The 25,302-nt window shown below is 40.2% G+C and carries 25 protein-coding genes; 11 read left to right on the top strand and 14 right to left on the bottom strand.

Annotated features, from left to right (window positions below):
* Positions 1 to 31: 31 nt before the first annotated feature.
* Complete coding sequence (locus tag BWD42_RS03310; protein WP_077433099.1) at positions 32 to 1,042, top strand: helix-turn-helix domain-containing protein; 1,011 nt, start codon at positions 32 to 34, stop codon at positions 1,040 to 1,042.
* A 16-nt stretch (positions 1,043 to 1,058) separates the two neighbouring features.
* On the opposite strand, the gene BWD42_RS03305 is transcribed toward BWD42_RS03310, so the two are convergent.
* The 3 genes from BWD42_RS03305 to BWD42_RS03295 all read right to left on the bottom strand — a co-directional run bounded on the left by BWD42_RS03305 (position 1,059) and on the right by BWD42_RS03295 (position 3,993).
* The gene (locus tag BWD42_RS03305) at positions 1,059 to 1,769 is read right to left on the bottom strand and encodes a hypothetical protein (protein ID WP_077433097.1); all 711 of its coding nucleotides are present in this window, start codon (positions 1,767 to 1,769) and stop codon (positions 1,059 to 1,061) included.
* Between the two features lie 112 nt (positions 1,770 to 1,881).
* On the bottom strand, positions 1,882 to 2,148 hold the full coding sequence (locus tag BWD42_RS03300; RefSeq protein ID WP_077433095.1) for a hypothetical protein: 267 nt from the start codon (positions 2,146 to 2,148) through the stop codon (positions 1,882 to 1,884).
* Between the two features lie 39 nt (positions 2,149 to 2,187).
* Complete coding sequence (locus tag BWD42_RS03295) at positions 2,188 to 3,993, bottom strand: serine hydrolase (RefSeq protein ID WP_077433093.1); 1,806 nt, start codon at positions 3,991 to 3,993, stop codon at positions 2,188 to 2,190.
* 508 nt (positions 3,994 to 4,501) lie between these two features.
* On the opposite strand from BWD42_RS03295, the gene BWD42_RS03290 reads away from it, so the two are divergent.
* The 4 genes from BWD42_RS03290 (at position 4,502) to BWD42_RS03275 (ending at position 9,511) form a co-directional block, all read left to right on the top strand.
* Positions 4,502 to 4,690, top strand: a complete 189-nt coding sequence (locus BWD42_RS03290) for a hypothetical protein (protein WP_077433091.1) — start codon at positions 4,502 to 4,504, stop codon at positions 4,688 to 4,690.
* Between the two features lie 80 nt (positions 4,691 to 4,770).
* Entirely contained in the window at positions 4,771 to 6,453 is a 1,683-nt protein-coding gene (locus BWD42_RS03285) for an FISUMP domain-containing protein (protein WP_077433089.1), read from the top strand.
* A gap of 306 nt (positions 6,454 to 6,759) precedes the next feature.
* Entirely contained in the window at positions 6,760 to 7,659 is a 900-nt protein-coding gene (locus tag BWD42_RS03280) for an alpha/beta fold hydrolase (RefSeq protein WP_254846166.1), read from the top strand.
* Positions 7,660 to 7,933: 274 nt separating this feature from the next.
* A complete protein-coding gene (locus BWD42_RS03275) occupies positions 7,934 to 9,511 on the top strand; it encodes a Na+/H+ antiporter (protein WP_077433085.1) in 1,578 nt (525 codons plus the stop codon).
* Positions 9,512 to 9,866: 355 nt separating this feature from the next.
* Here the strand turns inward: BWD42_RS03275 and BWD42_RS03270 are convergent, their stop codons facing one another.
* Together BWD42_RS03270 and BWD42_RS03265 are read right to left on the bottom strand one after the other, a co-directional pair.
* Positions 9,867 to 10,850, bottom strand: a complete 984-nt coding sequence (locus tag BWD42_RS03270; RefSeq protein WP_077433083.1) for a hypothetical protein — start codon at positions 10,848 to 10,850, stop codon at positions 9,867 to 9,869.
* A gap of 241 nt (positions 10,851 to 11,091) precedes the next feature.
* On the bottom strand, positions 11,092 to 11,475 hold the full coding sequence (locus BWD42_RS03265; RefSeq protein ID WP_254846165.1) for a YidH family protein: 384 nt from the start codon (positions 11,473 to 11,475) through the stop codon (positions 11,092 to 11,094).
* 312 nt (positions 11,476 to 11,787) lie between these two features.
* On the opposite strand from BWD42_RS03265, the gene BWD42_RS25055 reads away from it, so the two are divergent.
* Together BWD42_RS25055 and BWD42_RS03260 are read left to right on the top strand one after the other, a co-directional pair.
* Entirely contained in the window at positions 11,788 to 11,910 is a 123-nt protein-coding gene (locus BWD42_RS25055; RefSeq protein WP_262507804.1) for a hypothetical protein, read from the top strand.
* Between the two features lie 5 nt (positions 11,911 to 11,915).
* Positions 11,916 to 13,097 carry a glycosyltransferase gene (locus BWD42_RS03260; protein WP_077433081.1) on the top strand — a complete coding sequence of 394 codons (1,182 nt, stop codon included), beginning with the start codon at positions 11,916 to 11,918 and terminating at the stop codon, positions 13,095 to 13,097.
* 50 nt (positions 13,098 to 13,147) lie between these two features.
* Here BWD42_RS03260 and BWD42_RS03255 read toward each other — a convergent pair whose 3' ends face one another.
* Positions 13,148 to 13,648, bottom strand: coding sequence for a CinA family protein (locus tag BWD42_RS03255; protein WP_077433079.1), 501 nt, complete (start codon positions 13,646 to 13,648; stop codon positions 13,148 to 13,150).
* A 68-nt stretch (positions 13,649 to 13,716) separates the two neighbouring features.
* Positions 13,717 to 14,004, bottom strand: coding sequence for a hypothetical protein (locus BWD42_RS03250; protein ID WP_077433077.1), 288 nt, complete (start codon positions 14,002 to 14,004; stop codon positions 13,717 to 13,719).
* A 181-nt stretch (positions 14,005 to 14,185) separates the two neighbouring features.
* On the opposite strand from BWD42_RS03250, the gene BWD42_RS24435 reads away from it, so the two are divergent.
* Positions 14,186 to 14,338, top strand: coding sequence for a lmo0937 family membrane protein (locus tag BWD42_RS24435; RefSeq protein ID WP_139351003.1), 153 nt, complete (start codon positions 14,186 to 14,188; stop codon positions 14,336 to 14,338).
* 121 nt (positions 14,339 to 14,459) lie between these two features.
* Positions 14,460 to 14,933: an ankyrin repeat domain-containing protein gene (locus BWD42_RS03245; protein ID WP_077433075.1), complete on the top strand. Its 474-nt coding sequence runs from the start codon at positions 14,460 to 14,462 to the stop codon at positions 14,931 to 14,933.
* A gap of 61 nt (positions 14,934 to 14,994) precedes the next feature.
* Here the strand turns inward: BWD42_RS03245 and BWD42_RS03240 are convergent, their stop codons facing one another.
* On the bottom strand, positions 14,995 to 17,187 hold the full coding sequence (locus BWD42_RS03240; RefSeq protein WP_077433073.1) for a catalase: 2,193 nt from the start codon (positions 17,185 to 17,187) through the stop codon (positions 14,995 to 14,997).
* Between the two features lie 158 nt (positions 17,188 to 17,345).
* Positions 17,346 to 17,717 (bottom strand): DoxX family protein, encoded by a 372-nt coding sequence (locus BWD42_RS03235; RefSeq protein WP_077433071.1) that lies wholly within the window; start codon positions 17,715 to 17,717, stop codon positions 17,346 to 17,348.
* A gap of 94 nt (positions 17,718 to 17,811) precedes the next feature.
* Here BWD42_RS03235 and BWD42_RS03230 point away from each other — a divergent pair, with 94 nt between their 5' ends.
* Positions 17,812 to 18,162 (top strand): winged helix-turn-helix transcriptional regulator, encoded by a 351-nt coding sequence (locus BWD42_RS03230; RefSeq protein WP_077433069.1) that lies wholly within the window; start codon positions 17,812 to 17,814, stop codon positions 18,160 to 18,162.
* Positions 18,163 to 18,243: 81 nt separating this feature from the next.
* On the opposite strand, the gene BWD42_RS03225 is transcribed toward BWD42_RS03230, so the two are convergent.
* The 4 genes from BWD42_RS03225 to BWD42_RS03210 form a co-directional block, all read right to left on the bottom strand.
* Positions 18,244 to 19,341 (bottom strand): DUF2891 domain-containing protein, encoded by a 1,098-nt coding sequence (locus BWD42_RS03225; protein ID WP_077433067.1) that lies wholly within the window; start codon positions 19,339 to 19,341, stop codon positions 18,244 to 18,246.
* Positions 19,342 to 19,452: 111 nt separating this feature from the next.
* Entirely contained in the window at positions 19,453 to 20,160 is a 708-nt protein-coding gene (locus BWD42_RS03220; RefSeq protein ID WP_077433065.1) for a Sir2 family NAD-dependent protein deacetylase, read from the bottom strand.
* Positions 20,161 to 20,235: 75 nt separating this feature from the next.
* Entirely contained in the window at positions 20,236 to 20,694 is a 459-nt protein-coding gene (locus tag BWD42_RS03215; RefSeq protein WP_077433063.1) for a hypothetical protein, read from the bottom strand.
* A 119-nt stretch (positions 20,695 to 20,813) separates the two neighbouring features.
* A complete protein-coding gene (locus tag BWD42_RS03210) occupies positions 20,814 to 22,649 on the bottom strand; it encodes an alpha-L-fucosidase (protein ID WP_077433061.1) in 1,836 nt (611 codons plus the stop codon).
* Positions 22,650 to 22,855: 206 nt separating this feature from the next.
* Here BWD42_RS03210 and rnhA point away from each other — a divergent pair, with 206 nt between their 5' ends.
* Positions 22,856 to 23,350 (top strand): ribonuclease HI, encoded by a 495-nt coding sequence (rnhA, locus tag BWD42_RS03205; protein ID WP_077433059.1) that lies wholly within the window; start codon positions 22,856 to 22,858, stop codon positions 23,348 to 23,350.
* A gap of 180 nt (positions 23,351 to 23,530) precedes the next feature.
* Here the strand turns inward: rnhA and BWD42_RS03200 are convergent, their stop codons facing one another.
* Entirely contained in the window at positions 23,531 to 25,153 is a 1,623-nt protein-coding gene (locus BWD42_RS03200) for an arylsulfatase (RefSeq protein WP_077433057.1), read from the bottom strand.
* Between the last annotated feature and the right edge of the window lie 149 nt (positions 25,154 to 25,302).

Raw genomic sequence — 25,302 nt, 5'->3', positions numbered from 1 at the left:
AATTTCGAATTCGGGAGAAAAACATTAGAATATGGGAGCAATTAAAACAAATCGGGAACTGATGGATGAAGTATTATGTTTTTACGATCAGGACGCGGATGAGCAAACCGTAAAACATCTGAAAACCCCATTAGGCAGTTTTACGACAACCTATATTTACGAAAGCCCAGAATTTATCATTAGAGATTACGCATATACCTATGCTCAAGACATCACATTAACGTATAAAACTTCGACAAAAAACTATATTCAGGTCGCCTTTTTCCTGAATCAACATGTGCTAAAAGACAGCATTAACAAAAAGTACAATAGCTATCTACCGCAGCATAATTATATCTATTTCACACCATCTGAATCAGATGTGGAAATATTTTTCAGGAAAGGTATCGCTTATCGCAATTTCGATATCTATGTGGAATCTGACTATTTCCATCAGTTTGTTGCGGAAACACAGCTGATAGATTTATTTATCGCTCAGGTTGACAAGAATAATTTTGTCCGACTTGTCGAAGAGGGCATTCCAATCAGTCCACAGATGCTTCATATCCTTGAGGAAATGAGATCCTGCCGCAAAAAAGGTATTCAACGACAGTACTTTATGAAAGGTAGAACGATGATCCTACTACAATTACTATTTGAATGGATCGATCAAGAAGAAACGCAAAGCGATATGAGCGGTAGTTTTGGAGAAACTGATGCCAATTTATTCTATACGATCCAGGATTTCATCGTGAAAAATACCAGAGAATTCTATACAATCGAGCAATTAGCTATCAAATTCGGTGTCAATGAATATAAACTGAAAAAGGAATTTAAGAACATATTTGGCATGGGCCTCTTCCAATTTGCAACAAAAGTACATATTCGAGAAGCAATCTCCCTATTAAAAACAACTGATCTATCCATTAAGGAGATTGCCTTCAGAACAGGATATTCATCGCCCTCGTCCTTTTCGGTCGCATTCAAAAAGCAATGTGGCATAGCCCCCAATCAATTTCGAAAGAAAGCGGATACATATGCTGAGAAAGATTCAATAAAATAAAATTTACGGCAATCTGCTATTCTTCTATCACCGGTTTATTGTTTTCACAACGTACGCCTTTGGGAGAAGCAAGTAAATTTTCACATTTTACATAGCTGGGATCCAATTTAGCCAGTCTACGAGATAAGGCTTGATGTTGACGATAAATAGCATTAAAATCCCTTCTGCTTTCGTTATTTGAATCATTTTGAAATAGTACATATTTCAATTTGCAGTCTTTAACTATCGGTAGCGCATACCAATTACTCGGGTCAGCACAGATTGGGTTAGCATAGAAAGTTTCTAATGCGCTTATATTCGTATTCAATTTTTCTCTCGTTTGCTCGAGGTTAAAATCTGATGCCAACAGTACTTTCGGAGAACCATCCATACAACCAATTCCAAAATGAGGCTCAGATTCAACCAACATAGTCAATATTGGCCGTTCATCTAATTTTCTAGCGGCCTCCAACAATGACATATACTCGGATTTCAGTTTGTTGTAGGCATTTTTTGTCTCATTACCTACGGGAAAGTATCTGTAAACAGCATTGTAACCACCATTATACCCACCAATAACACTATCAATTCGCAAACTGCTGAGATTGCTACAAGATGATGTCTTGATCAACTCCTCAATTTCAACAATTTTTTCATCAGCCTTTTTATAGAGCTCTTCGTAGGACTGATTATCTTTTTTACAAGCTGCACAAAGAACTATCAAGGAAAGCAGTCGGGTTAATTTCATAATTATTTGGTTTACTATAAAATGTGCTATTTACATCATACGTAAAACTTATCTTCCACGCTACAAAAAATAAAAAATATTCACATAAGTGTTATAGAGAAGTCCAATTCGCTTAATCTTCTTCCAAATAAATATTATGGACGACAAACCTAATATTTTTGCTGAATAATAGCATATCCTCGACATCATCCGAATCAATCGCATAAAGCGTATCCTGTTCTCCCCCATCCAAAAGCTCCGAATCAGGTATTAGCTCAAAAAAGGTAATCCCTTCGATGGTAGACAATTCTTCTACCTTAATATAGGAGACATCTTGGTTTTTCCAGATCGATAGAATCTCTTTGGAAAATAATTGATAGCTATTTGCATGCATTGACATATGTGCAAATTAGCAAAAAATTAGTTCATTACACTTTTATTATAAGGTTTCTAAAATCTTATTTGCTTTTTCATTTTTAGGATTGATTTCGAGCAGCTTTATATAGCACTGCTTTGCTTTGTCTCTCTGACCTGCTTTCAGATATGCTTCTGCCAGACTATCGTATACATTTTCGCTCTTTGGGTATAAAATTGTATTGACCTTAAAAATATCGATCGCTTGGGTCAATTTCTTTTGAGAAAGGAGCTCATATCCTGTGCCATTCAGAAAACCTTCTGAAAGCAAGCGATGCCCACTGTCCTCTTGTTTTGCCCGTTGATAAGCTTTAACTCCCCGTTCAAAATGACCTCCTAAAATCAGCTCCAGCGGAATCATATCGCCTGCATTAAGTTTTGGATTTCTGGCATGGATTGTTTTATCACGCAAAATCTGAACAAGCTCCTGCTTACCTGTAGCTTTATCTTTTACAAAGGCCATTTTAAAATCCCAGTCATGCATTGCGAAAGTGTCTACCCCAACTTTAATCAGTTCAACGGGTGCGTCCAGATTCTGAATAGCCATCAGTTTATCATTTTCCATATAGACTTTGATGATTCCATATTTATCAGCACGATAACGACCAACATATGAACTCAGCTCTTTTGCGCTTGACGGTAAAATTTTATTAGCTGGAGCAATGTAATTTGACCATTGATAGGTTAAAGCGACAGCGCGAACGAGTTCGTTGACAAATAAGGGTTTGTTGGTATTTGTTAGTACAACAACCCCGTCACCACTTGTCTTGCTTCCTATAAAATAAGAACTAAAACCTTCATTCCAGCCGCCATGACAAAAGTAAACCGCTCCGGCATAGTTTTCAATGAACAGCCCTAGACCGATAAAGGATTCAATGAAAGGACTGGTAAACTCTTCTGCCGTTTTTTTGGAAATAACTGTACTGCTTTTGCCTGCCAATGTATGTTGAATATCAATCACAAACTTGGCGTAGTCTTCAGCTGTAGACCACAATCCTGCTGCAGCCTGCTCCGGATAAACATGATATCGTCCTTCAACAGGCTTTCCATCTGCAGAATAGGCTGTGGCGGCAAGCGCTGCCTGTGCGGCTGGAAGTGGTTGTGCGAATGTGCTATTCTTCATTCCCAATGGCAGCAGTACTTTCTCATTCATAATGCTTGTGTAATCTTTCCTCTCAATATCGATAAGCATCTGTTGCATCACAGTATATCCACCTCCTGAATAGCGAAAATTTGCTCCCGGAAGCTTATCGACAAAGACTGCAGGGGTATTGGCGGGCTTTTCCCCTTTCAACACCTCCACTGCCGTGGGAATAGGATCTGTTACCTTATATCCTGGAAATCCACTTACCGTGAAACCAGCAGTATGGCTGACGATATTCTTGAGGGTGACTTTTCTCGTTTTGGTCCATTCGTTTACTGGAACTTTCCATGACGTTAAAAATGAATTCACATCCGTATCTACAGCTAACTTACCAAGCTCTACTTCTTTTAACGCAGCATAAGCACTGACCGGCTTACTCATCGAAGCAACCTGAAACAATGTTTTAGTAGTGACTGGAGCCTTGGATTCAAGATCTACAACACCGTAGCTCTTACTCCAGATGACCTTGGAATCTTTGATAACAGCTATACTCACACCAGGAATATTATAAAACTTCATGCGTGAGGCAATATCCCAAGATGGCTCCCCCACAAAGCGGACAGGTGGTATCAGCCCCGATTCAACAGCAGAAATTTCTTTTTGGAGCTGACTTTCGGTTTGCGCACAAGCTGTTGCGACCATTAGGCCGAAAATAAGGGCAATAGGTAAAGATTTTATGACCTTCATAAGATGTTAGGTTTTAGATTCTGAGTAATATAATTCATGTCGCTTTTTTCGGTTTTTGTTGCAAAAAAGCGGTTGATTTTCGCTTGATCTTTTACGCAATTTTCTCGATTAACTTCCTAATCAACTCGCTTGCCAAAACAGTATACCACTGTTAACCAACGCACTAAAATATATTTATAATCAGAGATTGATCATAATCGGACACCAAATGTTCAGAATCGAACGATACGACAACCATTCCAAAATTAAATATGCAAGCTTAAATCCAAAACAGGAAAAATCACTAGCACTAGCGATTTTTCACTATTCGGGACTTCTGTAAATTTGGAAAAAATCTATTATTATGAAAATGATATTAATCGTAGCCAATTTTCTTTGGCAAGGTCCTTTTCGTTTAATTGTGTCCTGAAATTCATATACACAGTAAAATTTATAAAATAAAACGCAGAAAGCTGATGGGATATCAGGTTACAGCGAATTAAAAAGAAAACCATTAAAAAAACGAGAAATGAGAACCGTAAATAAAAACATACTTGTCAATTTGACAAAGGAGAAGTACGAGCTACCTCAAATAAAAACCGTACATGTTAGCATGGAGGCTGAAATTGCTGCAGGTTCGGCAACAACCAAACCTAATAGCAATGTAAATACGGAGTGGCAGAACATGCCGGAAACATCAACAGACCTCGACTGGTAGCTCAGCTGAGCCTGAAGATGGGGACGCTACTTGATAAGAATAATTGACTAACGGACTTACTATTAACCGAAATAGAAAAAATGAAGAATAAGATTTTCAACAACAGATTCAATTCTATCTGCGGAATGACGGCTTTACTTTTTATTGTTTTGTTTGCCCTCGCAGGCTGCCATACAAAAGATGACCATTCTGCTGTCTCAGCAGAAAAAGCTGTGGTTAAAGTCAATATACTGGGCAACCATTATGACAACGAAGAAAATATAGAAAAAAAATCAGCAACAGGACTTCATACCACCGATAATAACAAAGTCCAGTATCAGGAGACCGCTTTCAATGATGAATACACGCTGGTTGCAGAGCTGGCTCCGGCCTACTTGCATGAGCCTATTACGACGAAAGCAGGCACCAAAGCCAGTACAGAAACAAAACCGCTTGATCCGGGAATACGTTATAAAATGGCCGTGTATAATTCCTCCGGGGAATATGTCACTGAACGGGATTATATTCGTGGAAGCGAAAACAGTACCACCCAATTGAGTTTGGATGCCGGACAAAGTTATACCTTTGTTGCTTACTCCGTAAACAGTACAACAGATCTTCCTTCGATTACTTTTGCGAATCCAGCAAACAAAACATTAACGACATCAAGTTTAGTGGGCGTTTCCGGCAGTACGGACTTTATGTATTTTAGGAAAGACAATATGGTTGTCAGTGGCAACACAGTCAATTATATAGATATCACATTGGCACATAAGATGAGCATGATCACCACAATCATTGATGCTTCGGCGACTGGATATGAGGTTACTGCCATCAGTGCTTCGATTAGCCCTCACTTTCTGACAACGACTATTCAATTATCTAATGGCGTGCCATCGCAATCGGACGAAGTCGGAAATGTTCCACTTATATTTCAAACGCTTAATACGGCAACTATTGTTTCAAATCCAGTAATCTTGAATGCCACGACCTCTACTGGTAAGCTTAACCTAGCATCTATTACAATTGGACCTCTGACCCCGCAAAATATTATCTCTCTTAATAATCTGGTTATCAGCCCGGGCGTGAAATATGATCTCCGGATCCGTATCAATCCAAAAGATGTTTTCCTGGATCATCAGGGACAAAAAGCAGCGCGTATCAATGGGGTCATCTGGATGCGCTATGACTTGGGTGCCCCAGGTGCCAGCATCAACATCGACCCTGATCAGGATCCTTCAACGATGGATCTCTACGGTAATTTTTATCAATGGGGAAGAATACCAGCAATAGGAACCGCGAACTGGCCCGGTGTAACGAATTGGAGTTCAAATATTGTACAACCAGACAATGCCTGGAATAGTGGCACTGAAAATGCACCCGTAAAAACTGCTGCCGATCCTTGTCCCAGTGGTTATCGCATACCCACCAAAAGAGAAGCTGAGTTCCTGATCAACGGCACAACAGCAAGCAATATCGGGTCATGGGCCGCTAGTCAGTCTAATTACAGTGCTGCAAAAGTTCTGACCAGTATACGCAACAAAAATGTGAAATTGACTCTTCCTGTAGGTGGCCGTGTTCAAACACATGATTATGGAGGTATTTATGGTCCACTGGGCTATGAACATCGCGGACAATTTGCTTATTTCCATACAAGTTATACCGAGGGAAACAATATCTATTATCTACAGGGATCTTCTATGGATATGGTGGTAAATACACCCGGCGACAATAATGTTATGAATAAATTTCAAGCTTTTCCGATCCGTTGTGTAGCCGAATAAAGAATTTACCGCATTTTTTAATCCCCTAAATCAATGAACCTATAAGAGAGGAGCTGTAGCTCCTCTCTTATAGGTTATGTCCCAAAGTCAGCTTTCCTAATTCAGGTTTTCTCTTGTCTGTTATCTGATAGCTTTTAGAAAAGAGCCGCCCTTTCCTAGATATTGCCATGGTATTTGTCCTTTTGTCGTTTTTCCCCCTTGAAATTGTCGGATATGCGGTCTAAACCCAACATCAAAAATGGATAGATTTGCTTATAAAATTTTAACAATCAGATAAATATGGAAACCAAAAAAACATTAGGGCGAATGATGGTAATATTTTTCACATTATTACTATCCTGTCAACAGCAGAAAAACGATCGTACGGACTCTCCAGAAAACAGGTCGATTGCTAAAACAGCCAAGCCATCCGAAACGGGTTATGCTGATGTGAATGGATTAAAAATGTATTATGAAGTTTACGGCGAGGGTAAACCTCTTGTATTACTTCACGGATCTTATATGACGATCCCATTGAACTGGTCTCAGGCTATCCCCATGTTTAAAGGTCGGAAAGTAATAGTCGCGGAAATGCAGGGACATGGACGGACCAGAGACATTGCACGAAAAATCAGTTATGAGGGGATGGCCGATGATGTATCCGGCCTATTGAAACATCTTCAAATAGATAGTGCCGACATATTGGGCTACAGCATGGGGGGTGGCGTAGCATTTCAACTGGCTATACGGCATCCCGAGCAGGTACGAAGGCTTATTGTATTGTCAGGTAGCTATGCACATGACGGATGGTGGCCTGATGTAGAAGCATCCTATTCGTCGATAACTGCGGATATATTTAAAGGTTCGCCAATCGAGAAGCAATACGACAGCCTCGGTAATGATCCAAAACATTTTCCCGAATTTGTAAAGAAAGTGATCAGCATCGATCTAGAACCCTATGACTGGTCCAAAGACGCAAAACAAATAAAAGCCCCCTTATTTATGGCCATCGGCGATGCCGATGGAATACAGTATGAACATGCATTGGCATTATTTCGTGCCTTAGGAGGTGGGAAAATGGGCGATATACACGGATTACCCAAATCTCGTCTGGCTATCCTCCCTGGAACAACACATATCGGTATGATGTACCGCATGGATTGGTTAGTTCCGATGATTGACGACTTTCTGAATTCTGATCTGAACACCGCAGCACCGGCATTTTAGTGCTTTTTGACAGATCCGTATTGCGTTTATACCTGCAAAGTAAAGAGTCGACCCCAACGGGTTGACTCTTTTCTCATCATCGACTTGTACTTTTTTGTGACTTTTACTGTAAAGATTACGGATAACACTTCATGTTTATTATAGTCATCAATGCGTGTTAAAGGAACCAGCTTTCCAGAGGAACATTTAAATGCGCTTTCTTTGGTATAAATTTTAAATGGGCCTTAAATCTTTTTAAAAATTTAATATATATTTATGCATCTAAAACGAATAAATGTTAGAAAATTTCGCATTCTATCTATTTTTGGTTCTGCTGATTACCATGCTCATTATGCTGGCAAAAAAAATTCAGGTAGCTTATCCTGTTTTGCTTGTATTGGCGGGACTTTTAATAAGTTTTATTCCGGGAGTACCAGCCATAAAAGTAGAACCTGAATTAATATTTATTATTTTCTTACCACCATTATTGTATGAAGCGGCTTGGTCAACCTCTTGGAAGGAACTTTGGCGATGGCGCCGGATTATTTTTAGCTTTGCTTTTGTGGTGGTATTTTTCACCGCATTATCAGTAGCGGTTTTTGCGAACTATTTTATTCCCGGATTTTCTTTAGCCCTTGGATTTTTATTGGGTGGAATAGTTTCTCCGCCTGACGCTGTGAGCGCTGGTGCAATATTAAAATTTGTGAAAGTACCGAAGAGACTAGCTTCAATTCTTGAAGGCGAAAGCTTGCTGAATGATGCTTCCTCGCTGATTATTTTCCGCTTTGCGATGATAGCTGCTGCTACAGGTCAATTTGTATGGTACGAGGCCGCAGGAAGCTTTATCTGGATGTGTGTCGGCGGCGTAGGTATAGGACTTGGACTTGCCTATATTTTCTTGAAAATGCACAAGATTCTACCAACTGATTCAAATACAGACATATTGCTCACTTTTATTGCGCCATTTTCAATGTATCTGGTCGCCGAGGAGCTGCATGCTTCCGGAGTTTTGGCGGTGGTAAGTGGTGGTCTATTTCTTTCCTACCGCAGCCACGATTTTTTGAGTAGCGCATCTAGAATACGTACTGTAACGGTTTGGGAAAGTTTTTGCTTTTTGCTGAACGGAATTGTTTTTATGCTCATTGGTTTGGACCTGCCTGAAATCGTAAACGGATTGGGCGATACTGATATATCTACCGCAATCGGTTATGGAGTTGCGGTTACTGCTGTTCTGATTATTGTAAGAATCTTCGCCGGCTATGGTGCAGTAATTACCACACTAGTGATGAGAAATTTCATCACCGTGGCCGATGCACAGTCTCCGGGCTGGAAAACACCCCTGATCATTGGCTGGACAGGAATGCGCGGTGTCGTTTCCCTAGCCGCAGCACTTTCAATTCCCCTTACCTTAGAGAACGGTACACCTTTTCCCCAAAGAAATCTGATCCTTTTCATCACATTCGTTGCTATCCTGTTAACATTGTTGGTACAGGGACTCACCCTCCCTTTTTTATTAAAGAAATTTCCGCCGATAGATCGGGATTTCGTACGAACAGAAAAGGAGATTGATTACGAAATTCAAAACAAACTTGCTCAAGTAGCGGTAGAGAAAATCCGTAAAGATTATGCTGACAAAATAGATAGCTTTCCGACTTTGAAAGACCAGCTGCAGAAATATGAAAATCAATTGACCAGTTCGGAAATCATCATTAACTATGCCGAGTACCGAAAAATCTATATCGACATCCTGGAAGCTCAGCGGATCTGGTTAATCAATAAAAATCGAGAAGAGCTTCTGTTGGACGAAGAAATCATTCGAAAACATCTTCGTTTACTTGATCTTCAGGAAGAACGAATGAATATGAAAAGTTAATCGTAATTTGGATCTCAGTTCTACTCATTCTACGCTTAAAAATACGATTAGATCACTATTTTTAAGCGTAGAATGAGCTTAACCTATTTCCGTAAAGCGATTAATTATGCGGACGGATATTCACCACATCGATATGACACCAAAAATGGGGTAAGACAAAACTAACCTATAGAGAAACCCAGGAGGTCATAAAAAATGCAAAAAAGAATTACATAGATGCGGCGATAGCGTTCATTGAAAACACAAAAAATCTTTAGTAATTATTTTCTTGGTCTATATGAGGGTACCACTTATTCTTTCCGGCAAGGGGTTTTATTTATCAAAAATAATCCAACAAGTTCTTTTGAGCGGCCTTTTATCTAATAATCTCCAGGGAGGTCGATCCTTTGGGCATATACAACAGCATATCGACAAAAGTTTTTCTATTTAGGCCGTTTTTATCGATGTCTTCATAGCCTAACAAAGATTCACCCTTATTAGCGCCATACCGCGACTCTAGCCGAACCAATCGGCCATCTCCGTAAAATTTCAGATCGTAATTCTGGAGCGAATAAAATGTACGTGAATTTCGCGTTGAAGTTGATAAAGTTATTGCAACGGACTTCCCCTTCCTACCCTTTGTCGTTTGGAACTTTGTAATAATATCTTTGGGGAAGTACAAGGCTTGATACCATTCCGCATCCGCCTTTAGGAATTTTGTATTTAGATCATCGAATTCCTTGTTTTCAAAAGCAGATAACATCTGTTTATAGAAGCTGAGAACCTGCTGTTCTAACTGTACGCGATCCAATTGGGTCAAATCCTGCCCATTTGTCCATCCCTCGAGCTGATAAGGAACATCGGCTTTAAAATGAATATCTTTTTTGTACGTTTTCAATTTCGCTAAATCTGTTGTTTCATTAGCAGTTTTATACAAAACAATTTCTTCCGGAGTCTTCAAGTTACCACCTTTATCCCAACCTGTTTTCTCAATTTTAAGGGAAAATTTGCTACCGTTTTCGAGATACTGTTTGACCGTGCCTTGGCCATCGTAACCAGGATAAAGCGCTATAGTAACCTGTTGTTGACCACTTTTAAGGATATATGGATTGATATCCACTCTCGCCATTCCAGGCCTTTGATCAAAATTCGAATAAACAGGACAGCCATTCATCAGAATACTGAAACTCAAAACACTTTCGACCTCCAGCTGGTACAGTGGCTCTTGCTTGAACCGACGAACCTTTTCAGAAAGATAGCTTATCCGATCGCCGCTTGACATTACCTTATCTTTTACCTCCTGCGCACATCCACTGAAATACAATATTGTCAACAGTAAAGCCGTTGTTATTTTATTCATATCTATCGTATTACGAGGGTACAAATTAACACGCTATTTATCATTTTATAGAGAACCTTTTAATATTCGTCACGGTCTATTTACTATCTGCAAAAACTCCACAAAGTGTATTTTCCTGAAGCTTCCAATGCTCCCTCTAATTAATTTGGGTATGCATAGATGACCTATTTTGTAGCGGACACTTTTGATCAAATAAAAAAGAAGGGAATGTCGATTACACAGTCCTATTTAGAAAGTCATGCTATAGGCTCTCGACCAAGTGCCAACCTAATAACAGGCCAATAATGAGAAAGCAAGCCGACATCAAAGCAATTCCGTACGAACCGTAAGTAAAGTTCTCCGCTTCAATCTGTTTGGCCACTTTCCTATATTTGATATAAGCCAATACAACAGTAACAGAACCTATAAGAACGATGGAAACACCAACAATCCCAGAATATTCCGGTTCAATATCCATGGTCTTTTTTGAGTTAAGCATTAAGGTTACCTGCTGTATAAACAACGAAAACTTAACGACGACAAAACCAAATCCCATGATACCCAAGCTGGTGGTTATCCAGGCTAAAAAAGTGCGCTCATTGGCCAAATGATCATTGATTTTTTTTGAATTATTCTTTTCTATCATATCCTAATAAATACTGTTTAAGACTTCACATATTCTCGCTGTTGTGATTTCGTACATAAACCATTATCTGGCGCTTATTGTTTAGAATGAGGATAGAAAATAAATAGCTATGACAATACCTTTTTCAATCAAGGAATAAATTTCCTCACTAAGAGAAAAATACTTAGTTGCGGTGTTTTTTTGCGGTTAATGCCGCAAACTTTACGGATTCGGCATTTGAAAACTACGGGTATGATATAAATACGGTCTTTTGGGTACAGCTTTTGATTTACAAAAGGAAAACAATATACCACCTTAATCATAATACTTAATATGGAAAATAATATAGAACAACAAGCAAAAAAAATGGGACTAGAAAAGGGATATTATCTATTACTGATGGCTATTTTGGATATCCCGGTAAATAACGAGAAAGAAGAAACAAAAAAGGCCTAGGTATTATGCAAAGAATCGTTATTATAAGCACTTATCCACCCCAGGAATGTGGATTGGCAACGTTCTCAAAAGATCTTAAACAAGGCATGAGCGCGGACAAAGATATTATCGTCGATGTAATCGCCGTTTCAAAATCTGGCATTGAAAAGTTCGACCCATCAGTACGCTTTGTTATAGATAAGGAAAGGCTAGACAGTTATATCCAAGCCAGCCATATTATCAATGCCGAGTACGACTATTGCATTGTACAGCACGAATATGGAATATTCGGTGGCGCCGATGGGGTATTTATCAATCAGCTGATCAATCATTTAACTATACCTTTGTTAACTATATTTCATACCATATTACTATCGCCCTCATTGCGTCAAAAGGAAATTATGGAAGCGCTTCTTATAAAATCGCAAGCCGTGGTAGCCTTATCGCCAAAGGGAAGTGAATTGTTAAACGAGCTATTTCCGATGGTTGACCCTAAAAAAATCAACGTTATACCACATGGTGTACCACAATTTGACTACAAACAGGGGCTATCAAAATATCGATTGGGTCTTCAGGATTATTTTGTGATGATGACTTTTGGATTGATCGGCCGAAGTAAAGGACTTGAGTACGCCATCCGCTCGTTGGAAGGCCTAGATTTACCAAATTTCAAATATCTCATTGTCGGCAAAACACATCCGAATGTATTAGCCCACGAAGGTGAATCCTATCGGTTTGAATTAAAAAGTCTGGTAGAACAGTTGCAATTGCAAGATAAAGTGGTTTTTGTGGACGAATTCTTAACGGATGAGCAGTTAAAAGAATATTTAACTGCTTGTGATATTTACTTGTCTCCTTATCAACATGAACAACAGATCAGTAGTGGTACCCTATCTTTTGCTGTTGGCGCGGGAGCCGCTGTTATATCAACACCTTATTGGCATGCAGCAGATCTTTTGAAAGATGATCGGGGAATTCTCACACCATTTAATGATATCAAAAAAATGGGTCAGCATATCAAATTACTCTATAAGTCTCGGCGATTACTTGCATGGCATCGCTTCAAAGCACGTAGTTACGGGGAACAGACAACCTGGAAGATGGTCGCTAAATCATATATAGCACTTTTATCGACATTGACCACACCAATAAGGTCCTTAGTCCACTATAAGGATTATCACTCGTTTGATTTAAAGCAAGAAGCATAAGGAATAGGAGCAGTCCACAAAAGGCTGCTCCTTATATTTTGTCTAATCTTTTAAAATGATTTTTCTAAGGTCAAACAAAATGCCTGTAGGGCTTTCGTAGTATACGTAAACTGAGCCTCCTCAGCTACGGTTTGCGGATCCAGCTCAACTTTTTCGGTAATTAAAACCTGACCTTGGTAAGCGATTGAAAAAAAGGCATATAGTTTTCCTTCTGATTCGGGTACAATCGTTGCATAACCCGTGGTCGCAATGCCCCATCCCGTCTGAAATAACGTAGTTATCCTAGCCGCCATTTGTTCTGTAATCCCCGGAGAGACACAATCACATTGCTCGGCTTCCTTGACATCGACTTGTAATAAACGAGTCTTTTCTTCGATAGTATATGCTGTAATGCCTCCAGCAAATACATCTGTCGCATTTTCCATCTGCGCGCAGGCAAATTGCAACATACCCGCTGTGACACTCTCAGCCACGGCTAAACGCTCCTGACGAGCAAATAGCGAATCCTTAATTCGCTTGAGCAATACCTCGGAAAACTGTATTTTGTCCATACTTGTTTGAATTGAACTTCAGAAATTATCTCTTTCTTACTGGAATAACTGTTCCACAAATATCGGCACTATAAAACGGTATAAATTCTGATCTCAGGTGTATCTACAGCAAGGGATTTTAATGCGACAAGGATATCGTTATTGAACAACTCGGTCGATAGGAAAACGTGAGCGTCTTCTGCTGTATCAAAAACATGCAATAGCTGAACATGCTCATCTCCAACGAGTAGTTCCATTGCGATCGCGCCTTTTATCTGATCAAGAAACGCGTCCTGAAATTTGTTATATATGCCTGTTACTGCACCTTTTTCACTAGGATTGATTTTTAAGGTTATTTGTAAATACGCTTTTGCCATTGTGTTCTTTTTTTGAGTTTATCCTTCTTGAATAAAAGGGAAACAATATATCGTAGATTATTCAACTTCAGTAAATAGAAACTTTAACAGATAACCGTAGTCAGCAGCAGATCGTTTGTTTTTTTTATTATAAAACAATCATCAAACGGCTGTTGTTCTTAGTGAAAAATATATCAATATTATGGGAAATTTATTATACATCATTGCCGTCATTTTGGTAATCATTTGGGCAATCAGTTTTTTTGGAGGTTATGCGACAGGAAATATAATCCACATCTTGTTGGTCATCGCAATTATAGTTGTGTTATTACGGGTAATCCGGGGTGCGGCTTAATTGAATTATCTAAAAGCTGGGAAACTTTGAAACTGGCTTTTAGATAACTTTATGTTTAAAATTAAGGCTCCAACAAAAGAGCTTCTTAAAAAATGTCTTTGCAATATTAAAAGATAGCACTATGATACAAATGACACAAGTGATTATTCACGCAGCACGATTAGGAAACGTTGCGGTACTACAAGAACTTATCCGACAGGATATTGATTTGAATTGTCGTGACGATAAAGGCTATACGCCATTAATTATTGCCTGCTATAATAATCAAATTCAAGCTGCACGAGTTTTGCTGGAAGCAGGTGCGGACGTTAACGCTCAAGATCTGGGAGGGAATACTGCGCTTATGGGTGTTGCTTTTAAAGGATATAAAGACATTGCGGAACTTTTAATCCACTATGGCGCTAATTTAGACCTACAGCATGGAAATGGTGGAACAGCGCTTATGTTTGCTGCCATGTTTGGCAGAAACGAGGTATTACAACTTCTGTTGGAAAAAGGGGCGAACAAAACCTTATTGGATGTGCGTGGACTTTCGGTTATGGATCTAGCTGTACAACAAGGTAATGAAGCCGCCATTACAATATTGCAAAACTAAATAAGTATTTCAAAGTAAAGCCCGCTTAAAGCGGGCTTTACTTTTGTATGGCAAATTTGCATTAAGCTGGCACCTGCCGCAGTTTTTCACGTTCCCAAAATCGGTGTTTTGCAATTGCTTTTATAAACTGATCCGCCAAGATAGCGGGATCCTCTCCAATAAAAACTCCATCAGCCAATGTCGGAACTTCAGAACTTTCAGCCGGCAATTTTTCGAAAAAATAAGTTTGCCGCAAGATCTCCTTTGCTTCGGCATCAATCGCGATTGCCTTACAGTGCTTGAAAGCTTCATTCAAGAAATGGATCGCATCGGGTTCTTCTGCCAGTGTTGCTACACTACGTTTTCCTCCAGGCACATATACCGCATCGTATAAGACGGATGCTCCGGTCAATAAGCTCTCTTCCACCAATATCTTTGACTTGTTAGATGCAATTATTTCACCGTGTTTAGGAGCAATAACATGTACAACGGCACCCTCTCCCATTAGCAGTTCTGTAACCTTCATTAAGGATTCCCCATTTACGCCATCCGCAGCAAGTACAGCAACTTTTCGACTCCGAATGGTATTTTTAACTGTGTTTTCCATACTCAAAGCATTAGATTTCTCCAGGGTTGCTTTCACCTGAATAGGCTCATAATCGGCTGGATTACCATCAGCGAGGATACTGTGATTAATAGGTTGTTCTGGTTTTTGGGGCAGCTTGAGTCCCAGTCCAGCTGCCACTTTAGTAGCCAATTCTACGTCTACCAGTGACAGGATACCAATCATACGCTGGCGTACAGAGACAGCTTTAACCTTTCCTAATTCAAAACGAAAGGCATCGATCAGATGATTTTTTTCGGGTTCGGACTGGCTATGAAAAAATAACCGTGCCTGGCTAAAATGATCGCGGAAGCTCGCGCTTCTGCCTCTTATTTTTTTAGCATCGATGCGTTCTTGATAGCTCGTAAAACCTCCCTCGGCTTCTTTAACCTGAGCCGGATAATTGTTACCCAAAGAATTGGGCCCATAACTCGTCTTACCTCTGTCAATGCGCTGACGCATAAATCCATCACGCTGGTTGTTATGTGATGGGCTTATGGGCCGATTAATCGGGATCTCGTGAAAATTAGGACCGCCCAGGCGTATCAGCTGAGTATCTGTATACGAAAATAGCCGCCCCTGGAGCAAGGGGTCATTCGTGAAATCTATCCCAGGCACGATATTCCCAACATGAAAAGCACTCTGCTCTGTTTCGGCAAAAAAGTTATCGGGATTTTTATTGAGGGTCATCTTTCCAATCCGCTGGACAGGCACCAATTCTTCAGGCACGATTTTCGTCGGATCCAATAAGTCAAAATCAAATTTAAATTCATCGGCTTCAGGAATAATCTGTATACCTAGCTCCCACTCTGGAAAAACCCCGCTTTCAATTGCCTCCCATAGATCACGCCGATGAAAATCGGGATCCTTCCCCGAGATATTTTGCGCTTCATCCCAGGCTACAGAATGCACACCGAGCAAAGGTTTCCAGTGGAATTTCACAAAATTTGACTCCCCCTTTTCATTAATAAGCCGGAAAGTATGTACACCAAAGCCTTCCATCATCCGATAACTCCGCGGGATAGCACGGTCACTCATGAGCCACATGACCATATGGGTAGATTCGGGCATTAAGGAAATAAAATCCCAAAAAGTGTCGTGAGCCGATGCCGCTTGGGGAATCTCATTGTCGGGTTCAGGTTTTACCGCATGTACCAGATCTGGAAATTTCATGGCGTCCTGAATAAAAAACACAGGCATATTATTGCCCACCAAATCAAAGTTACCCTCTTGCGTGTAAAATTTAACCGCAAAACCACGTACATCGCGAGCAAGGTCTGTTGAGCCTCTGGAACCTGCTACAGTTGAAAAACGTACAAAAACAGGAGTTTCGATTTCAGTGTTATTCAAAAAGCCAGCCTTTGTTAAATTACCCAACGATTTATATAACCTGAAAATACCATGCGCTCCCGCCCCACGGGCATGTACCACACGTTCAGGAATACGTTCATGATCAAAATGGGTAATTTTTTCCCGGAGAATAAAATCCTCCAATAGCGTGGCACCCCGCTCGCCAGCTTTAAGCGAGTTTTGATCATCATTGATCCTAACGCCCTGATCTGTTCTCATCTGTTCACCACTTGCATCAGAGATATGCTGGTTTAATGATCTTATTTTTTCATTTTCAATCTGATTTTCTGCTTTTTCAATGCGTTCTCTTTTCTTCGTCATAATAGATTTTGTTTTATTACTCGATGGATAGAATTGTTAAAATGACCTGTGGTCTCTCTTATGAACTCATCCTGAAAAGAAATCGTTTTGTTTAATTCTAAAGTAAGTTGTGTGTCACTGGCTTTGTCTTCTCATAACACTGCTGGGCTAGCAGAACACTAAATACTAATTTTAAAATTTTTGTCGGTCGCAAGAAGGATAATACTAAGCATACACATTAGTAATGAATTATAATAATGATTATATTCCTGATGAGCCATATGTGCCGTAAAAGCACCAATCGCAAATGGAAATAAAAGTAAAATTCCTACTGTTTTGAATTCTGGTTTGTACAAACCTATAAGAAGAAATATAACACCCAGCAACTCGCCTATTCCAATGCCTAATGTCCAGGTTTTGTTAAACCCCAAAGAATCCATACTCTGCATCATGGACTGTTTCTGAAAAACTTTAAATAAGGAAGCATAACCAAATACATAGAGGTAATAGGCGTAGCTCAACCAATGAACGATAGATTTTGTTGTTTCCATTTTTATACTTTATAAGATGAGCTACAAATTTCTTTATTAAATTGCATCAATAACAGTACGCACGAAATTGTATGATACCAACAGAAAAGTAAGTATGAATAACAGAAAAGAAAGCTCCACCAATAATATCAACGAAACTTTCTGGAAAGGTCATTGTGGCATCGCTTTCACTTTATCCGTAATTGGGGGAAGATGGAAAATAAATATCCTCTCCTATCTCCTACATGAAGAAAGGTTGCGTTATGGTGAATTGCGAAAAAGACTTGTCGGTATTTCAGAGCGCATGCTGATTGCCAAATTGAAAGAACTTGAGCAGGATAAACTGATCAATCGGATCGTTTATCAACAAGTACCACCCAAAGTAGAATATGAACTAACAGCATTGGGGCGTTCATTGGAAAAAATTTTAGTACTTATGGATGAATGGGGCGAGACAAATATGTAAGCTACAGATTCTGTAAATTCAGAAACTGTAGCTTAGTGCTGTAAGCGTCGATCCAATCCCAGCTTTTAGCAGACCGTGGGCCTAATTTTTAGAAAGTGCATAAAGTGCAAAAGTCCCCAACCAATGGGAGCCCATATAGTCATCCTTGGAGGTGATATTTGGTAATGAATATTTTAAGTGCTTATTGGCGAGACCATGTAGATGATTCAGCTCAGGCAGTGCCTTAGCAATACCATTTAAACAGGTGGCCCGGCTAAAATTCAATCCATCCAAGTGAACTAGATGCCCATCTGTACGATCTTTTACAATGCCGGGTTCCAAATTAAAGTCTGGATTAAAAAGCTCCGGAAGAAAGTCCTTTAGCCATTTGCGATATTCATCTTGCCCCAAAACCGCACTCATGCATAGCGCCTCTTCAAGACAAGGGGAAAGAAAATCACTACCGCTAGGCTCAAAGGAAATATTACAATTTTTGTCATGGTCATATAACCTTACCGCATTTGTCGTTAATGATTTTTCAAAGGCAACATTATTGGCTCCCCTTGCATAATCTAAAGCCAGCGAGAGACCAAAAGCTGAATTATCATGATAGCCAGTACGAATTGGATACACCAATTTCGGCAAATATTCCTGATAGGCTTTCACAATATGTTTTGCCATTGGATCCAGAATTTTTGCCCAGCGTTCCGCATCGGGATCTTTCCAGGTCAATAACTCTTTTTGCAGTTGTAATAACCAGGCCCAACCGTAGGTGCGTTCAAAGTTTTTATTATTTTTATCTTGAAAGAATGCTAATTCTGTTGCCGCATTTTCTGCTGTAATAATCTGATTGAGCTGCTTCCGGATCAGGCCAGACTTGTCTAGATCAGGAAATTGTTTCAAAATTCGGACAATTGACCAATAACCATGAACAGAAGAGTGCCAGTCAAAACAGCCGTAAAAAATTGGATGTAGCGCGCGCGGCCCTTTTAGATCTTTGTCACTTCCGAGTACCTGTCCCAATTTGTTCGGATATTCAACTTCAATACAATGCAAGGGCAAGGTAAGCAAATGTCTTGCTTGCGCACTATCCAATTGTATCGGCGCATTGTTTGTACTATGATTTACTTTGATCGCCGAGTTATTGTGGCAAGAAATGGCCAATACCGAACTACAAATCAGTCCTATTATTCTTTTCATTTTTTAAGTTTTTAATCTATCTCTCAATAAAGTTATCCTATTTATGAGGTTTTACGCAACTTTCTCCTCGTTCAAACCGTAAACTACCTGTGTTTATAATGCACTGTTATATCATTCTCCAACTGAGGCTTCCTGAAGCAGCTGAGTTACCAAAATAGGAACCGCAACAGTCGCGGCCTCCTCAAAGCATTTTATACGCCCCAATCTTGTGCTATCCGGAATCTGCTTGTCTATCAAAAATGAGCGGCAATAGCTTGGTGCAAATTGTCGCAGTCCGGCCGCTGGATAAACCTGCAGGGAAGTTCCGATGATGATTAGGATATCTGCTTTAGAAACATAGGCCATTGCCCGTTCAATCTCTGGAACAGCCTCACCAAACCACACGATATTCGGTCGCAATTGACTGCCTTTTTCGCAGAGATCTCCCATCTTTATCTCATCCCCCTCAATGGGGTAAATCAAACGATCGTCAATGGACGACTTGGATTGATCCAATCGACCGTGTAAATGTATAATCTTTGTAGATCCGGCCTGCTCATGCAACAGATCTACATTCTGCGTAATGATGGTGACCTGGTAGGCCGACTCTAACTGCTGCAAAGCGAGATGCGCTGCATTTGGTTTTGCGGCTAACGCTGCCTTCCGTCTAAGGTTGTAAAATTGCTGAACAAGTGCTGGGTTTTTCTTCCAGCCTTCAATAGAAGCAACAGCCATCACATCATGTCCTTCCCATAATCCATTTGCATCCCTAAAGGTTGGTATCCCGCTTTCAGCTGAAATACCTGCTCCGGTTAAAACAACAATATTTTTCTTTTCCATTTGCTTGCTTAGTCCCTAAAAATAAATAAATCTATTGGGTTCGAAAGGATACTTTTTAGATAATAAACAAATACACTACTCTTTTAGCAATTTAGTAGCATAGTCATCGGGAAGTTCCAGTCGGATCGAATCTTTACTAGTAGCAGCTTTTCGGTTCATCTCATCAAAAGAACGTTGATAGTAGACAAAAGCCTTATTGGGGATATGCAGATCTTTTGCTTGTTTTACAGCAAAATGATAACGGTTGGCTGACAGCTTAACATGTTTATAAATGCGATAGGTTACAATTTGAATCTGCACCTTGTCAAATTTAGGTATCGCCTTCAAATCAGCCGGTTCATAAAAGTATTTTTCATTGAAATACATAAATTCATCTGATTTGGCCAGTCGTTCCAAACTCATTTTTCCTTTAACCACTTCATTCGTCAGCGAATCTGCACGTTGTCGCTCCACTTTATTGCCATCTCCCGCAGTACAGGAAATACATAGCACGGCAGTTGACAGCGCTATAAGAGAGGTATATAATAGACTCATCGTCCTAAGTTAGCATAAAAATAATTCCCGCCATAACAGCGGCAACAAAAATTATTTTGACTGGATAAAAAAGCCCAAGATGCTATCATCTTGGGCGCCAATATTTTGTTTAGCAGCGATTAAAGGTTATTTTCAATTGCGCCAACTTTCTCACGGTGCAATGCCAAGGGTGAGTCCAATAGTACGGCAATAACAGTCATATTTTTATCCAGGCGTTCCTTTGGTGCCTGAATATAAACGATCCCCGGAATACTGCTCCAGTATAATTTATTGAAAATTTCATGATTGATCATAGAACCTTCTCCTACCAACCGAATCCGTGCAATCCCATTCTTTATTCCTTTTAACGCGATGGGTCCTGTCGGTGTCCCTTCGACAAAAAGATAGAGGGTCTGACGATCTTTGGAAACTGCGCTTAATCCTTCATAATGTCCCTCCGGCAGTCCTTTTCCAGTTTCATAAAGTGCTTCGGCATGATTTTTTATCCAATCTAATACAGTTGGGTTTGTCAGATTTCCTGTTGGCAGCTTGGTTTCCAAACCGTCTAAAGTCAAACCGGAATGATCAAAAATATTTTTTCCATCGTGCAGGGTTGATGCAATCTGATTTAAAGCGGTAACAGTATGCTTATTATTTAACACAGATACCAAACTTACCGCTTTTTCCTGCGGGGTTTGCCACCGAACCTTATCCTTAAATTCCACTGCCAATACTGTGACATCCTGATCGAAGTTCACTTTCGTCAGATCCAACTGGATCGTTGCATCGGAAGCTGTTGCCATCACCTTCGAAGCCGCATCCCCGACAACGGAAATCCGTTGAACGGAATTATTCAGCAATCCCTTAAGTTGCAATTGTGTTTTCTGCTCATATACATAGAGATAAAGGGTTTTTCCATCTTTTGATAAAGCGGACTTACCGTTATAATTTTCGAATGGGATACCTGCTCTAGTTCCATAAATAGCGGCTGCGTGTTTATTCGTCCATCTACCCAGCTGCTTCAAAATATTTATCTGCTCTTCTGGAATGCTTCCATCCGCTTTTGGACCAATATCCAAAAGGAGATTGCCCCCCATGGAGATACAATCGACCAACGTACGGATAATCATATTGGGTGATTTGTATTTCTTATCAAAAGGCTGATATCCCCAAGAGTCATTCATGGTATAGCAAAGTTCCCAGAATTTAGCGTCCGGCCGGGTTACTGGAATGCCTTGCTCAGGAGTCTCGTAATCGCCATGGTGATTTAAACGCGAATTAATAATGATATTGGGGTTATATTTGCGCAACAGCGATAAAGTTTCCTTAGATTTCCACTCCTCAGCACTATGTTCCCAATCCCCATCAAACCAAATCAATTCGGGTTTATATTGTTGTGATAACTCGCTTAACTGTTTTTGATAATATTCAACATAATGGTTCCAACGATCGGGCTCCTTAGCCAGTTCGTAGCGTTTTCTTGCACGGGTAAATACGTCGTAATAAGGATGGCTCCAGTCTGGTAAAGAATAGTAGAGACCGGTATGTAGCCCCTCCTGTTGGATAGCCTCTACAAATGGTGTAATAACATCCTGTTTGGCAGCGGCATCTTTCACCGTGGTGATGGCTTTGTCCGCTTTGGTATTCCATAAAGAGATTCCATCATGATGTTTTGTTGTAATGACGCTGTACTTCGCCCCAGCTTGTTTGATCAATTTAGCCCATTCGCTTGGCTTATAGTTTTTGGCGGTAAAACCATCAAGCTGTTTGATATAATTATCGTGGTTAATATAATTATTGAAGAAAGACCATGATTCTGAGATACCATCAACGGAATATATCCCCCAATGAATAAAGACACCCAGCTTGGCATCCTCAAACCACTGCATTTTTTGAGCTGACGTTGTGTTCTGTGCGCTGACGTTGAAACATGCCGACGCTAAAAGAACAAAAAGAGAAACCTTTTGAAACTTCATAAAGTTAAATTATCGAGTACATAACGAGTTTAAGCCAGCAAAATACATATAAATCGTCATAATTTTATCGTGTAAGCGATAAATTACAGCGAAAACGCTTATGCTAAACCGAATAAATCATATTATATACAGATTGTCAGGATGTCGCAGGGAGTCCGCACAATTATAATTGTATTTAAACACAAATTTATCTAAGTTTGGAAGGTATGATCGAATTATATACAGACGGGGCATCCAGTGGAAATCCGGGCCCAGGGGGGTATGGAACCATCTTAAGGACTATCTATACAGGCGACAACGAGGCATTCAAAGGCAAATTAATTGAAAAAGAATTCTCTGGAGGATATAGAAAAACGACCAATAACCGTATGGAATTGATGGCCGTCATAGTAGGCCTCGAAGCGTTAAAAAACTTAAATCAGAACGTTACGGTTTATTCTGATTCCAAATATGTGATCGATGCTATTGACAAAAATTGGGTATATGGATGGATCCAAAAAGGCTTTGCAGGTAAAAAGAATAAAGACCTTTGGATGCGTTTAATGAATGTTTATAAACTGCATAAGGTCAAATTAGTGTGGGTAAAAGGCCATGCCGGACATCCCTTGAACGAGCGTTGTGACCGTTTGGCAGTGGCTGCGTCCAAAGATAAAGCCAATTGGAAGATTGACACGGTATTTGAAGTCGAAGAAAATAAATAGAACGGTAAGGTTTCAACAGTCAGGTTGAGCAATGACTTAATAATAGCCGAATATAATTCGGATATAGAAAGGCACCAGACCCAATGGAACATGGTGCCTTTTTAATGGAATATAAACTGCATCGTTTAAATCGCATTCAATCGGATTATAGAAATGCTGTTTTATTTGAAAATTTATTTTTTAGAAACGAAATGCTGGTGCTGCAATTTCCTGCACCTTAATTTCCCTAAACTCCTTCATACTGACCGGCTCTTTACTTTCTAATTCTGCAAAATCCACTACCCCGTTTTCCTTGGCCCAGCGAAAGTAAGCCGTGGATAGTCGGGACACAACGTCGTGATGCTTGGCGGCAATATCTTTTCGTTCTGTCGGATCCTGTTCCAGGTCATATAGTTCCCATTTGTAGGAAGGCCATGTGGACACCAGTTTCCACTTTCCTATCCGTGCTGCACGATTCCCGGCCCGTTCCCAAAAAAGACCTTCTTCGCGCTTTACAGTATCCTCTTGATTAAAAAGGACTGGAAGTAAGCTTTTCCCGGGGAGTTTATTTGCCTGATGCCCTTGAAATTCCTTGGGATAAATAGCTCCGGCGAGTTCATAAAAAGTTGGCGCCAAATCAATGATATGACCAATTCCCTTTTTCACGCCTTTTGCAATCTTCCCGGGAAACCAGGCGATAAATGGGGCATTGATTCCACCTTCGTAGGTATAATCTTTAAATGCCTTGAATGGTGTATTTGATGCATAGGACCAATTTTTGCTTTGTGATTCAAACGAACCTACGGTGCCCACTGGTCCACTGTTTAACCGGGCACCATGGAACCAGCGAACCAAGTCCTCCGCAGGTGCACCATTATCGGACAGGAACACAATTAGCGTATTGTCTAATTGTCCATTTTCTTTGAGTTTTTGCAGCAATTTACCGATGGTCTGATCCAAGCGATCGACCATTGCAGCGAACACTTCCATTTTCCTGGCCCACAACTGCCTTTGGTCAAAGGATAAACGTTGCCAATCGTAAATATCTTCGTCAGCAATAGAAAGTGTTGTTGTTTGATCGACGATCCCCAGCTCTTTTTGGCGCTCAAAACGTGCCCGACGAATACTCTCCCAACCTTTATCGTACCGTCCTTTGTACTTCGCAATATCCTGCGGCAAAGCCACTAAAGGCCAATGCGGTGCAGTATGCGCCAAATATAGAAAGAAGGGCTTGTCCTGACCTTTGATCTGATCCAGAAAACCTTCGGCCTCTCGATTGATGATCTCTGTAGAAAAGGAACTCTCCAAGGGATAGCCTGCGGCATCTGTCGCTCCTTTAAAGGTTGGAGCGCCCGAATCTGAATTCTTCTCTTCTTTCGGAAAAACCAAGTCGAAACCGCGGTCCCAGGGTAGGCTCTTCCCTTTTCCTGACACATGCCATTTGCCCGAGGTCGCTGTAATGTATCCATTTGAGCGAAGAACTTCAGCAATGGTCAATGATTCGGCGTTGATATAACCTTGATAGGCTGGTAAGCCCAGATCATTGGAAAAATAACCTACTCCGGCCTTATGCTGATACTGACCGGTAATCAGTGATGCGCGTGTCGGGGCACAGATGGAGTTGTTATAAAATTGTTTTAGACGTATTCCCTCGTTAGCTAAACGATCCAGGTTAGGAGTTTCGATTTCCGAACCATAGGCACCTAAATCGGAGTACCCCAGGTCGTCGGCGAGAATCAGAATAATATTAGGCTTTTTTTCTTGTGCCAAAAGAGCACCTGCCCATCCCAAAATAAGGGCGATACATAGTGTTACTTTTTTCATCTATTTAAATTATTTGTTCATCAATAATGTTTAGATTGAGGTATGTCCGCTGTCTTTGGCGGTATACATGTTAAGTTTCATGCGTATCAATGCACTTTTTTACACGTTTTAGATATGTCATGAAGTTTTTCGCCGGCCCACTTTCTAGG

The organism is Sphingobacterium sp. CZ-UAM, assembly GCF_002000245.1.
Lineage (GTDB): Bacteria > Bacteroidota > Bacteroidia > Sphingobacteriales > Sphingobacteriaceae > Sphingobacterium.
This window is presented reverse-complemented; position numbering and strand designations above follow the sequence as displayed.